General features: G+C 69.0%; 10 protein-coding genes. 4 read left to right on the top strand and 6 right to left on the bottom strand.

Going from position 1 to position 12,100, the window contains the following annotated elements; translation table 11 throughout:
- Positions 1-7: 7 nt before the first annotated feature.
- Positions 8-343, bottom strand: a complete 336-nt coding sequence (locus KLK06_RS33470; RefSeq protein WP_214639597.1) for a glyoxalase — start codon at positions 341-343, stop codon at positions 8-10.
- Positions 340-1,101 (bottom strand): trans-aconitate 2-methyltransferase, encoded by a 762-nt coding sequence (locus KLK06_RS33465; RefSeq protein ID WP_250906407.1) that lies wholly within the window; start codon positions 1,099-1,101, stop codon positions 340-342. Before KLK06_RS33465 ends, KLK06_RS33470 begins: the two co-directional genes overlap by 4 nt.
- Positions 1,102-1,210: 109 nt before the next feature.
- On the opposite strand from KLK06_RS33465, the gene KLK06_RS33460 reads away from it, so the two are divergent.
- Positions 1,211-1,711 carry a MarR family transcriptional regulator gene (locus tag KLK06_RS33460; RefSeq protein WP_308168556.1) on the top strand — a complete coding sequence of 167 codons (501 nt, stop codon included), beginning with the start codon at positions 1,211-1,213 and terminating at the stop codon, positions 1,709-1,711.
- Positions 1,712-2,102: 391 nt separating this feature from the next.
- Here KLK06_RS33460 and KLK06_RS33455 read toward each other — a convergent pair whose 3' ends face one another.
- Together KLK06_RS33455 and KLK06_RS33450 are read right to left on the bottom strand one after the other, a co-directional pair.
- Positions 2,103-3,899 carry an ABC-F family ATP-binding cassette domain-containing protein gene (locus KLK06_RS33455; RefSeq protein WP_214639595.1) on the bottom strand — a complete coding sequence of 599 codons (1,797 nt, stop codon included), beginning with the start codon at positions 3,897-3,899 and terminating at the stop codon, positions 2,103-2,105.
- 436 nt (positions 3,900-4,335) lie between these two features.
- A complete protein-coding gene (locus tag KLK06_RS33450) occupies positions 4,336-5,238 on the bottom strand; it encodes a 4-(cytidine 5'-diphospho)-2-C-methyl-D-erythritol kinase (RefSeq protein ID WP_214639594.1) in 903 nt (300 codons plus the stop codon).
- Between the two features lie 485 nt (positions 5,239-5,723).
- On the opposite strand from KLK06_RS33450, the gene KLK06_RS33445 reads away from it, so the two are divergent.
- The gene (locus tag KLK06_RS33445; protein ID WP_308168586.1) at positions 5,724-6,695 is read left to right on the top strand and encodes an arginase family protein; all 972 of its coding nucleotides are present in this window, start codon (positions 5,724-5,726) and stop codon (positions 6,693-6,695) included.
- Between the two features lie 75 nt (positions 6,696-6,770).
- Here KLK06_RS33445 and KLK06_RS33440 read toward each other — a convergent pair whose 3' ends face one another.
- Positions 6,771-7,691, bottom strand: a complete 921-nt coding sequence (locus tag KLK06_RS33440) for a C40 family peptidase (protein WP_214639592.1) — start codon at positions 7,689-7,691, stop codon at positions 6,771-6,773.
- 410 nt (positions 7,692-8,101) lie between these two features.
- The gene (rsmA, locus tag KLK06_RS33435) at positions 8,102-8,962 is read right to left on the bottom strand and encodes a 16S rRNA (adenine(1518)-N(6)/adenine(1519)-N(6))-dimethyltransferase RsmA (protein ID WP_214639591.1); all 861 of its coding nucleotides are present in this window, start codon (positions 8,960-8,962) and stop codon (positions 8,102-8,104) included.
- 70 nt (positions 8,963-9,032) lie between these two features.
- Between rsmA and KLK06_RS33430 the strand changes: the two genes are divergently transcribed.
- Both KLK06_RS33430 and KLK06_RS61800 read left to right on the top strand, forming a co-directional pair.
- Positions 9,033-10,880, top strand: coding sequence for a serine/threonine-protein kinase (locus KLK06_RS33430; protein WP_214639590.1), 1,848 nt, complete (start codon positions 9,033-9,035; stop codon positions 10,878-10,880).
- Complete coding sequence (locus KLK06_RS61800) at positions 10,877-12,088, top strand: FG-GAP repeat protein (RefSeq protein ID WP_214639589.1); 1,212 nt, start codon at positions 10,877-10,879, stop codon at positions 12,086-12,088. Before KLK06_RS33430 ends, KLK06_RS61800 begins: the two co-directional genes overlap by 4 nt.
- The last annotated feature ends 12 nt before the right edge of the window (positions 12,089-12,100 follow it).

The raw sequence follows: 12,100 nt of genomic DNA, 5'->3' as shown, positions 1-12,100 counted from the left end.
ATGAACTTCACACTTCTTGGAGAAGCTCGATTCTGTTCCCGACCGGGTCCGAGAGATAGATCCGGCGGTAGCCCGGGAGCAGGTCCTCGGGTGGTTCCGCGCTGAACGCGTTGAGGTCGTCCACCAGGAACGCCGGGTGCGCCTTCCTGGCGGGCCGGAAGTCGTCCTCGATGCCGAGATGCACCTCCACGCCCGCGCCACGAAACCAGACGCCACCACGTTTGGCCAAATCAGGCGGCTTGGGGACCTCCTGGAGCCCGAGGACCCCACCGTAGAACTCCCTCAGCACCGGCTCGCTCCCCGCGGGCGCGGCGAGCTGGACGTGGTGCAGACCCTTGATCATTTCTGCGCCACCACGAAGATGCGCCGGAACGGGAACGGGGTGCCGTACGGCCTTGCCGGATAGACCTCGTCGAGCCGCTGCGCCAGTTCGGCAGTGAACCTCTTCTGCTCGTCGGCGTCCAGCCGGTCGAAGATCGGGCGCAGGGCGGTGCCGGAGATCCAGTTCAGCACCGCGTTGTCGCCCTCGAGCAGGTGGACGTACGTCGTCTCCCAGGCGTCGACCCGGCAGCCACTAAGGAAGTCGACGTAGTCGACGGCGTTGTCGACCGGGCGGCCCCGGTCGAAGTCGCCGAGCCGATCGGCCCACGCGGGCGTGGCGCAGAGCTCGCGGATCGCCACGTGGCTGGGCGCGTCGAAGTTGCCCGGCACCTGGAAGGCCAGCCAGCCGCCCGGGCTCAGCGACTCGACCCAGTGCTCCAGCACGTCGCGGTGCGAAGGCACCCATTGCAGGACGGCGTTGGAGACCAGCACGTCCACCGGCCGGTCGGGGCGCCACGTGGTGACGTCGGCGACCGTGGACCTGATCTGCTTGTACTTGCGGGCCTCGGTGATCATGGCTGGGGAGGCGTCGAAGCCGTCCACGGTAGCCTGGGGCCAGCGGCGGGTGAGTTCGACGGTGAGTTCGCCGGTGCCACAGCCGGCGTCCACGACATAATCGGGACTGTCGGCGCCGATTCTGGCGGTCAGCTCGAAGAACGGGCGTGATCGCTCGTCGGCGTACCTGGCGTACGTTGTGGGATCCCAGATATCTCTCGACATAGAGATTATTGATATCGAGATATGTATCTCGATGTCAAGACAGTACAATCTGACGCATGACGCAGGATGCGCTCCCCCCGATCTGGCGATCTCATGGCAAGGCGGTGTCGTGAACGAGGAGCCGCAGGACGAGGTCGACCGGCTGGTGGCGGCCTGGCGAACGGAGCGCCCGGACCTCGACGTCGAGCCGCTTCAGGTGCTGTCGCGGGTTTCGCGGCTGGCCAAGCATCTCGACCGGGCCAGGCGGGCCGCGTTCGCCGAGCACGATCTCGAGCCGTGGGAGTTCGACGTGCTGACGGCGCTGCGGCGGGCGGGCAAGCCGTACGAGCTGAGCCCGGGGGCCCTGATCCGGGCCACGCTGGTCACATCGGGCACGATGACGAACCGCATCGACCGCCTCGCCCAGGCGTCCCTGGTCCGGCGCCGACCGGATCCGGAGGATCGGCGGGGGGTGCTGGTGTCGCTCACGGAGAGCGGGTTGGCACGGGTGGATGCCGCGTTCGCCGATCTGCTGCGACGCGAGCACGACCTACTGGTCGCCTTGGCCCCCAACGACCAACGCACCCTATCCGCCCTGCTCCGCACCCTCCTTGCCCCCTTCGACTCCTAACTCGTTTCGCAGGGCACGTCTCGCTGCGCTCAGCCGCTCTTCTCCGAGCCATGCTGAGCTCAGCGACTCTCCTCCCATTTCGCTGAGCCGAGCGGCACCTCTCCAAGCCACGCTGAGCTCAGCGGCTCTCCTCCGAGCACGCTCCTTTTCTTGTACGGCTTCGCATGGGTTGCCCGCGCCGCCGTCGTGGGCGCGCGACCGTCAAGCGCCGGTCGTGAAGGCTCACGGAGTGCTCCCCGTAACGACTCGTTCTTGGCCGCCTTCTTCGAAAGCCCGTCAGCCGTAGGCCGCCTTTGGGCGCCTGCTCCGGAAGCCAGACACCCGCACGCCACCCGCACGCCGCTACGGCGCGTACGTGAGCGCCTTCTTTCGAGTCAGGCGCCCCAGCCGCTCAGTCGCTTAGGCGGTCGGCGAGTTCGAGCCACTCGGCTTCGACTGTGTCCTTTTGGTCGAGGATGTCTCTGAGCTGGGCGTCCAGGGAACCTAGTTTGGCGTAGTCGCTGGCCGCGTCCGCCATTGCGGCGTGGAGCTTGGCTTCCTGGTCGCCAAGTCGGTCGAGTTGGCGTTCGAGGCGGTTCAGTTCCTTGCGGAGCTCTCGTTCTTCCTTGGCCGACATGCCCTCTTGGGGGGCTGCGGGCTGGGTCTGTCCGGGAGTGGGCTGGGGTGAGGTCGTTCGCGCCGTCAGGGCGGTGCCCTGCGATCGGCGGGCCAGGTATTCGTCTACGCCCCCCGGAAGGAACGAGAACTTGCCGTTGCCCAGGAGGGCTACGCACTTGTCTGTGACGCGCTCCAGGAAGTAGCGGTCGTGGCTCACCAGGATGAGCGTGCCGGGCCAGCCGTCGAGGAGGTCTTCGAGCTCGTTCAGCGTCTCGATGTCGAGATCGTTGGTCGGCTCGTCGAGCAGCAGCACGTTGGGGTCGTCCATGAGCAGCCTGAGCAGTTGCAGCCGCCGCCGCTCGCCACCCGACAGGTCGCCGACGACCTTCCACTGCGCCTCGCCCTTGAAGCCCAGGCGTTCGAGCAGCTGGGAGGCGGACCACTCCTTCTTGCCCACCTGGATGTACTTGCGGATCTCCTCGACCGTCTCCAGCACCCGGCGGGTGGGGTCGAGTTCGGCCAGCTCCTGCGACAGGTGCGCCAACCGTACCGTCTTGCCCCTGGTCATCCGACCCGAGTCGGGCTGGACCGTGTCGGCGAGCAGCCGGAGCACGGACGACTTGCCGGAACCGTTGACACCGATCAGCCCGACACGGTCGCCCGGCCCGAACTGCCACGTGCAGTCATCGAGCACCAGCGGGCCGCTGCCGGGGCCACCGGCGTGCAGGGTGACGTCTTCGAGGTCGTACACGGTCTTGCCGAGCCGGACCGCCGCGAACCGCAGGAGTTCCACGCTCTCGCGAGCCGGTGGCTCGTCGGCGATCAGCGCCTGAGCGGCCTCCACCCGGAACTTGGGCTTCGACGTACGCGCGGGCGGGCCGCGCCGCAGCCAGGCGATCTCCTTGCGCATGAGGTTTTGGCGGCGTTCTTCGGCGGCCTGGGCGATGCGCGCCCGCTCCGCCTTCGCGAGCACGTACGCGGCGTAACCGCCCTCATACCGCTCAACTCGCCCGTCCACGACCTCCCACGTCCTGGTGGAGACCGCGTCGAGGAACCACCGGTCGTGCGTCACGACCACCAGCGCGCTCTTACGTCCGGCCAGATGACCGGCGAGCCAGGCGATGGCCTCGATGTCGAGATGGTTCGTGGGCTCGTCGAGCATGATCAGGTCGTGCTCTTCGATGAGCAACTGGGCCAGCGCGGTGCGCCGCCGCTCACCACCGGACAGATCCCCGGCCTTGGCCTCGAGATCGAGATCACCGATGAGATTGCCGAGGATCTCGCGGACGCCCTGATCCCCCGCCCACTCGTGCTCGGCCTTCTCACCCAGCACGATCTCCCGGATGGGCATCGCCGGATCGAGCGCGTCATGCTGCGCCAGCATGCCCACCCGCAGCCCCCGGGTATGGGTAACCCGGCCGCTGTCCGGCCGGACATCCGCCGCGATCACCGACAGAAGTGTGGTCTTACCGCCGCCGTTACGTCCGACGACACCTATGCGCTCTCCGACCTCGACGCCGAGGGAGACGTCGCTGAGCAGCGGTTTGGGCCCGTAGGCATGGGAAACAGACTCGAGATTTACCAGATTCATGGCCTTACCAGGGTATCGGCCCGCGCGACGGTGTGGTGACGACGCCAAGCCACCGGCACCCCCAAACCCAGCCGCAACGCCTCGTCCGCACTAAACCCTCACACCTAAGACCGGCGGACCCGCCATACGCCCCACCGCTCCAAACCGCCACCACCCCGAGAGCATCCCCCCAACCGGCGGCCGGGCGAGCGGCTGGGCAAGCGAACGGGCGGCCGGGCAAGCGAGTCGGCAGCCGACCAGGCGGGCGAGCGAGCAGGCGGGCAGGCGGATGGCCGGGCGAACGAGCTAGTGGCCAGGCGGGCGAGCGGGCGGGCGGAAGTGGCATTCATGCGGCCCCGCGCTGCCTGCTCCCCAAGCGCTTGCATCCGTCCCCGAACAGTTCCACCGCACCCTGGAGGGGCCGTCACCCGGGAAGGGGCGTAGTGCGCTGACGGCGTTAGACCACTACCGCGCCCGGGACAGGGCCGTGGGCGGGGATGGCGGTGCGGGTGATGTTGGTGGTGGAGAGGGCGGTGGCCAGTTGGTCGGCGTGGGCGGCATCCGTCGCGAGGAAGGCGCAGGTGGGACCGGAACCGGAGACGATCGCGCCGAGTGCGCCGTACTGACGACCGGCTTCGAGGGTGCGGGCCAGCTGCGGGCGGAGCGTCAAGGCAGCGGGCTGGAGGTCGTTCGTCAGGTACGCGCCCAGCTTGCGGGCGTCACCGGCGCCGAGCGCCTCCAGCAGGGGGTCGCTCAACTGCGGCCAGGGGATCTCGGCACTGGTCGCGGCGCGGAGCCGATCGCATTCGGCGTAGACAGCGGCAGTGGACAGCCCACCCTCCGCCACCGCGAACACCCAGTGGAACTGACCACCGGTCGGCAACTCGCTGAGCTGTTCGCCCCGGCCGATCCCCACCGCCGTGCCCCCGAGCATCGAGAAGGGCACGTCACTACCCAGATCGCCGGCGATCTCCATGAGATCTTCAAACGGCAGGCCAAGCCCCCACAGCTCGTTGCACGCCACCAGAGCCCCCGCCGCGTCGGCACTCCCCCCGGCCATGCCACCGGCCACGGGAATGGCCTTATGGATGATCAGCGCCACACCATAAGTGCGGCCCGCGTGCTTGGCCAGAGCTCTTGCGGCCTGAATCGCGAGGTTCTCGTCATCGAGCGGGACCCGGTCCGCCCAGTTTCCGCCCACCGTGACGGTGATCGACTCGGACTCCTTGGCGACCACTTCGTCGAAGATCGATACCGCGTGGAACACGTTGACCAGGTCGTGATAGCCGTCTTCGCGGAGCGGTCCGACGGATAGCTGCACGTTGACCTTCGCGGGCACCCGTACGGTAACCGAACTCATCGATCTTCTGTCACTTTCGTCGCTTGGCGGGGTCGAGGACTCATGAGCTTATAGTGGCTCGCTTCCTGGTCACGCGATTCTCGGCAGAAGTGGTGAAGCCCTGCATGGGACCGAGCCAACGCCCGTACCCCTGGGGGTCAGTGACATAGGTAGGGATTAGGGCGCTTGGACGGACCAAACGGACGGACGGCTGGACGGCTGGACGGAACAAGCGGATCGCCTGACCCACTGGAACTGCAGGTCCCAAATTCACAGGCACTGCGGACCCTCGGACCATGAGGACCACGGACCCTGCATGGCGGACGGTACTGCCCGGACTGCGAACCCTGGACTGCCCGGAGTGCCGTACTGCCCGGAGTGCCGGACCGCCCGGAGTGCCGGACCGCCCGGAGTGCCGGAGTGCGGAGGCTAGTGGCTGGATGTGGGCAGGGCGCTGTATCAGGGGAAATATGGGCCTTTGATATGAGGAGGGTGTTTTGTCGGAAGTGACGGTTGTTGAGGTGGCGCAGTGGCGGGGGTCTGGGTCCGGTACGGCGGAGCGGCTGCGGGAGGGGGCTCGGCTGGTGGCCGGGATGGTGCCTGCGGGGCGGCGGCTGCGGGTTGATGTGGATGATGATCTGGTCGTCACGGCTTCTCGGGTGCGGGCGGTCATGTCGCAGCTGGGCGATGGGCTCGTGGTCACTGCTGGGGGTGATTGCGGAGTTGAGTTGGAGTCGGTGGCGGCGGCTCGTCGGAAGTACGGGGATCGGCTGGTGGTCCTCTGGTTCGATGCTCATGGGGATCTCAATACGCTGGCCAGTTCGCCTTCTGGGGCGTTTCACGGCATGGTGCTGCGAGCCCTCACCGGTGAAGGGCCGGAGGGGTTGGTGCCCGAGGAGCCGGTCCGTCCGTGGCAGATCGTGCTTGCCGGGGTGCGGGATCTCGATCAGGCCGAGGTCGCGTTCGTTGAGGCGAGCGGGGTGCGCCACCTGGGTGTGACGGACTCCGTGGCGCTGGTCGACGCAGTTGCTTCGGCTGGCCTCGGTCGGGGACAGGGTGGACGCTCGGAGAAACCCGACCCTGGGTTGGGAGTTGGGGCTGAAGAGTCCGGTCCTGAGTTGGGGGTTGGGACTGAAGGATCCGGTCCTGGGTTGAGGGTTGGGGCTGAAGGGTTCGATCGTGGGTTGGCGCTCGGGGTCGAGAAGTCCCGCCGTAGGCAGGGGGGCGGGGTCGAGGAGAAGGCCGTTTACATTCATATTGATCTTGATGTGCTGGATCCGGAGGTGTTCGCGAGTGTCGGGACGCCGGCGCCGGGTGGGCTGCTTCCTGAACAGCTGCTTGGGTTGGTCGGGGCGCTGGCGGAGCGGTTCGAGGTGGCAGGGCTGGGGATCGTGGAGTATGAGCCGGGCAGGCTGGAGGATCAGGAGCTGCTTGTGCCTCTGGTCGACGGGTTGGTCAGAGTCTGCGCCCGTATTTGAGTAGCCGGACCGCACCCAGGGGAATGGGGGGTTGGGTGCGGTCCGGGTATGAGGAGCCCTGTTACGGGCTGTGGGTCAGCCTGGGCGTACTGCGCCTCGGTAGAGGGGGCGATAGTAGGTGGAGGTCAGGAACGGGGTTCTTCTGACTACGTCGCCGGTTTTGGGGGCGTGGATCATTACGCCTCCGCCCAGGTTGAGGCCGACGTGGGTGGGGTCACCGGTGCCGCCGCCGAAGAAGACCAGGTCGCCCTTGCGTAGGTCGCCGAGCGTGACTCTGCGGCCCTGGCGGAACTGGGTGCCTGTGTAGTGGCCGAGCCTTATGCCGGCTTTGGACCAGGCGTAGAGGGTGAGGCCGCTGCAGTCGAAGCCCTTGGTGTGGGCTCCTCTGCCTACGCCTGTGGTGGGGCCGGATGGTGCGCCGCCGCCCCACGAGAACGGGGTGCCTAGCTGGTCGATGGCGGCTGCCGTTGCGATGTCGCCCTTGGGCAGGGGCGTGGTGGGGGTCGGCTTGGGGGGATTGTCTCGAGGGGTCTTGGCTGGGGGGTTGGGGGCGGGGCAGGACTCTGGGGGCAGGGGGACGAGGACGTAGATGGGCTGGTTGTCGAGTGCTACGTCATCAGGAGGTAGGGCGAAGAACGTCTCTGGTGGGACGGGGATGTCCTGAGGGTGCTTCGTATCCTGGCCGTTGGCTGCAGGGGGTTTGGCGGGGAAAGCGATCAGGCGGAAACACGGGGTGGTCGGCGGTTTGAGTGAGGTGACGGTCGCGGCGGCCACCGCGGTGGGGAATGCCATGAGGGCCGCGAGGGTGCCGCCGCCGATCGCGAGCCAGGTGAGGGCAGAGCAAATGGCCGGGGTAGAGCGAGTGGTCGGGGTAGAGCGAGTGGTCGGGGCGGGGTGGGTGGCCAGGACTGGGGCGGCGTCCAAGACGGGGCCGGTGTCCAGGACGGCGCGGGTGTCCAAGGCGGGGCGGGGGGTCAAGGCGGGGCGGGGTGTCATGGCGGGCCTCCTGCGACGTGCGGAATGGAGGCCCCAGGATCTTGCGATCGGGTTGGGCTGCGGGGAGCCGAGCGGGGTTCTGTGGATAGCCAGGGCGCGGGGGGCGGAGTCTGTGGATATCCAGGGGGTTCCGGAGAACGCGGTTCTCGGTGGATAGCAGGCGCGCGCCGGGCAAAGCGGCTCTGCAGCCATCCTGGAAGCCGGGCAAGGCGGGTTTCAGTGGACAGCAGGCGCGCCGGGCACAGCCGCACTGCAGACATCCCGGAAGCCGGGCAAGGCGGGTTTCAGTGGACAGCAGGCGCGTGCCGGGCAACGCAACTGCGATGCACTCCGACGGGCAAGCGCAACGTCGTCAGGCACCGCCCAGACCGTCCCACCCCCTACGGCAAACGTGCCAGAGCAAACTCGATCTAGGGCTTGACCTCGGCGATCCGGGCGAAGGCCGTCACGTCGAGTTGTTCTCCCCGCTCCGAGGGATCCACCCCAGCGGCCCGCAGCGCGGCCTCGGCCTGGGCGGGGCTGCCGGCCCACGATGCCAGCGCGGCCCGCAACGTCTTGCGCCGCTGCGCGAACGCGGCGTCGATCACCGCGAAGACCTCCTCCCGCGACGCGGACGTCTCAGGCGGGTCCCGCCGGACCATGGAGACGAGGCCGGAGTCCACGTTCGGGGCGGGCCAGAACACCGTCCGCCCCACCGGCCCGGCCCGTCGTACGTCCGCGTACCAGGCGGCCTTCACCGACGGCACCCCGTACACCTTGGAACCGGGGCCCGCCGCGAGGCGGTCGGCCACCTCCGACTGGACCATCACGAGGCCCTTGCGCAGGGACGGCAGCACCTGCAGCAGGTGCAGGACCACCGGGACGGCGACGTTGTAGGGGAGGTTCGCGACCAGGGCGGTGGGGGTGTGGCCCAGCAGGTCGGCGGAGGTGATGCGCATGGCGTCGGCCTCCACGACCGTGAGCTTGTCGTCGAGGCCGCGGTCGGCGACGGTTACCGGGAGTTGGGCCGCCAGTACGGGGTCGATCTCGACGGCCACCACGTGCTGGGCCGCGGGGAGCAGCGCGAGGGTGAGTGAGCCGAGGCCGGGCCCGACCTCTATGACCACGTCCTCTGGGGCGAGTGCGGCGACTCTGACGATGCGCCGCACGGTTCCCGCGTCGATCACGAAGTTTTGGCCTAGCTTTTTCGTCGGACGAAGATTTAGCTTATCCGCCAAAATACGTATTTCTGTAGGGCCCAACAGGCTCATCATCCAACCAGTCTCCCGCATCGAAGAACCTGCGATGGCGGATGGGGGCACCACAGGGGAGGATGGCGTGGAACAGGAAGGGACGTCCTTGATGGAGCCAACGGGCGCCGCGCCGCTCCGCCCGACGGATCTGCGAGAAATCGGCCCATACCGACTGCTCGGCCGGCTCGGCGAGGGTGGAATGGGGACGGTGTTCCTGGCCAGGGCACCGACGGGGCGGTTCGTCGCGGTCAAGGTGGTGAAGGCCGAGTTCGCCAACCAGCAAGGGTTCGCGGACCGCTTTCACGCCGAGGTGGAGAACGCGCGGCGGGTGGCGTCGTTCTGTACGGCGCAGGTGCTCGACAACGGCAACACCGGCGACGGCCGGCCGTACATGGTGACCGAGTACATCGGCGGCACCCCGCTGTCGGACCAGATCGCCAAGTACGGCGCGCTGGACCCGGGGCCGCTGCACGGCGTCGCGCTGGGAGTCGCGGCGGCGCTGGCGGCGATCCACGTCGCCGGGCTGGTGCACCGGGATCTCAAGCCGGCCAATGTCATATTGTCGCTGTCCGGGCCGCGGGTGATCGACTTCGGCATCGCCAGGGCGCTCGACAGGGAGACCGGGTTCACGATGTCCGGCGAACTGCTGGGCAGTCCCGGCTGGTGGGCGCCCGAACAGGTACGGGGGCACACGGTCACTCCCGCCGCCGACATCTTCGCTTGGGGCTGCCTGATCGCGTACGCCGGTAATGGGCGCCACCCGTTCGGGCGCGGCGACCCCATCACGCTCGCGACGCGCGTCCTCAACACGCCGCCCGACCTGGGCGCGCTGCCCGCGCCTCTCGACGAGTTGGTACGGCGGGCCACCGACATGGATCCCGCCCAGCGGCCCACGGCCCAGGACCTGCTGATCGCCCTGGTCGGAGGCACCGCGCCCAAGCCCGCGGCGACGACGGTGGTCGATCCGCCGACCCTGGTGGCGCCCGGGCTGCTCAACGACTGGGAGCCGCCGCAGAACGTGGTGGACGAACCCGACATCACGGCCACGTTCGCCACGCCGCCGCCCAGCGACACGACGGCCAAGGGGCCGGCCGTGGCGACCGACGTACCCCAACAAGGGTCCCAGCCGGGGCCCCAGAGAGAGCAGGAGCCGCAGCAGGAGCAGGCCGATCTGCAGGAGCTGGCCCGCCGGGAGGAGCAGGCGGCCCGCGAGGAGCTGGCGCGCTGGGAGGTTCCGACCCCCCAGAAGCCGATCCCCAAACAGCCGACTCCCAAGACGCCCAAGAAGCCGAAAAAGGCCCGCTTAGCCGAACAGGCCGTTCAGACCGTTCAGGCTGTTCAGGCCGATGACGAGCTGAGCGTGCAGGCGCGCCAGACGGACCCGGGGCGCCAGGCCGAGGAACTGTCCACGGACGACACCCAGGCCGCCCTCCCCGGCCGCTCCCTCAGCACCCGCTGGCTCATCGCGGCCGCCGCGGCCGTGGCGGCCATCGCCGTCACCGTCGCCGTCCTCATCGTCACCTCCAGCCGCAACATCGCGCCGCCCGCCCGGACGCAGACCCAGTCGGCGACCGCCTCTGCGCGGCCCAACGACCTCGGTCACCGGTTCGCCCTCGGCAAGTCCTTCGACGCCCCGCAGCTCATCGTGGTCGCGGCCCCGCAGTGCGGGCTGAAGGAGTTCGAGGGCAAGACGCAGACGCAGGGCCAGCTGTGCGTGGTCCGCTGGACGATGCTGAACCCCGGAGGCGAACGCCAGGAGATCGGCGACCCGATCGTCTCGCTGCTCGACGACAGGGGCGGGCGCCACGATCCGGTGGAGCCCGCGTTCCCGGCGGTGATCACCGCGGGTGCCCGTATCGACAACGCGTTCGTGTTCGATATGCCGCTGTACCGCAAACCCCTAGAGCTGTCCGCCACCAGGCTCAAGAACGGCAACCAGATCGAGGTCCGGCTGTGAAGACGATCGGTGCGGCGCTCCTGGCGCTCGCCCTTGCCGTGGGCGGCACGCTCGCCACCGGCACCGCCGCGACAGCCGCCACGAGCAAGGCCGCCTGCTCGGGTACGAGTGACTTCGACGGCGACGGCCTGGAGGACGTGGCGGTCGGCGACCCGTTCGCCGACGGCGGCAAGGGCGCCGTGCACATCCTCTCCGGGGACAAGGTGATCCCGGTTTCGGTGCCCGGCCTCCAGCAGGGGGACGCGCTCGGCTGGTCGGTGACGCTGGCCAAGGTCGATCCCGGCAACGCCTGCGCCGACCTGGTGGTGGGGGCGCCGTACACGGACGTCAACGGCGTCAGGGACGCGGGGGCGGTCTATGTCGTGTACGGCGGGGGCAGTCCGGCGCCGCAACGCCTGGTGGCTCCCGAGCCGCAGCGCGATGCCCACTTCGGCTGGTCCCTGGCATCTCGCGGCAGCCTGGTGGCGATCGGCGCGCCGTACGAGGACCAAGCCCAGATCGCCGACGCGGGCTCCGTCTACGTGCGCGAGGGCACCGGTCGGCTGATCAGGATAAATCAGGACTCGGCGGAGGTGCCGGGCAACGGCGAGGTCGGCGACCAGTTCGGCTGGTCACTGGCCGTCGGGCCGGGCAACAGCCTGCTCGTCGGCGTCCCGTACGAGAACGACGACGGCGCCGGCCGCCAGGTCGACGCGGGCAAGTCCGACTCGGGGGCCGCGGTCCGCATCGACAACGTGCTGGCGTCGACGCTCTCGGGGGTCAAGCTCGACTCGCCCACCAAGGCCGCCGGAGACCGGTACGGCTACGCGGTGGCGTACGCCGAGGGGGCCGGGTTCGCGGTGACCGCGCCGGGCCACGGCTATGTCCAGCTCTACGACCCGGGCATGCGCCCGACGAGGCGGGTGGGGCAGGGGGCGGGGTTCGGGTTCTCGATGGCCGCCTCGGCCGACGGCAAGGTGGCCGTCGGCGCGCCCTATGAGGGAGGCGTACGGGTGCTGTCGTTCAAGAACGCGGCCGAGGACAAGAGGCTCCCGACGTCGGACGGCCTGTTCGGCTGGTCGCTGGCCTACGGCGGCAACAAGCTCTACATCGGCCAGCCCGACGCCGTGCCGGCCGGCAAGGTCCTGGTACTGGCCCGCAACTCCGACGAGCTGCGTCCGCTCCAACCACCCGCCGGCGCCGACTTCGGTACCTCGATCGCCGGTTGACCCAGCAGGCCG

The sequence above is a fragment of the Nonomuraea sp. NEAU-A123 genome (assembly GCF_018603905.1).
Lineage (GTDB): Bacteria > Actinomycetota > Actinomycetes > Streptosporangiales > Streptosporangiaceae > Nonomuraea.
This window is presented reverse-complemented; position numbering and strand designations above follow the sequence as displayed.

Excerpts from the sequence above, each read along its gene's own strand:
- KLK06_RS33470 (WP_214639597.1), bottom strand. The coding sequence starts at position 343 with ATGATCAAGGGTCTGCACCACGTCCAGCTCGCCGCGCCCGCGGGGAGC.
- KLK06_RS33465 (WP_250906407.1), bottom strand. The coding sequence starts at position 1,101 with ATGTCGAGAGATATCTGGGATCCCACAACGTACGCCAGGTACGCCGAC.
- KLK06_RS33455 (WP_214639595.1), bottom strand. The coding sequence starts at position 3,899 with ATGAATCTGGTAAATCTCGAGTCTGTTTCCCATGCCTACGGGCCCAAA.
- KLK06_RS33450 (WP_214639594.1), bottom strand. The coding sequence starts at position 5,238 with ATGAGTTCGGTTACCGTACGGGTGCCCGCGAAGGTCAACGTGCAGCTA.
- KLK06_RS33440 (WP_214639592.1), bottom strand. The coding sequence starts at position 7,691 with ATGACACCCCGCCCCGCCTTGACCCCCCGCCCCGCCTTGGACACCCGC.
- rsmA (WP_214639591.1), bottom strand. The coding sequence starts at position 8,962 with ATGCGGGAGACTGGTTGGATGATGAGCCTGTTGGGCCCTACAGAAATA.
- KLK06_RS33430 (WP_214639590.1), top strand. The coding sequence starts at position 9,033 with ATGGAGCCAACGGGCGCCGCGCCGCTCCGCCCGACGGATCTGCGAGAA.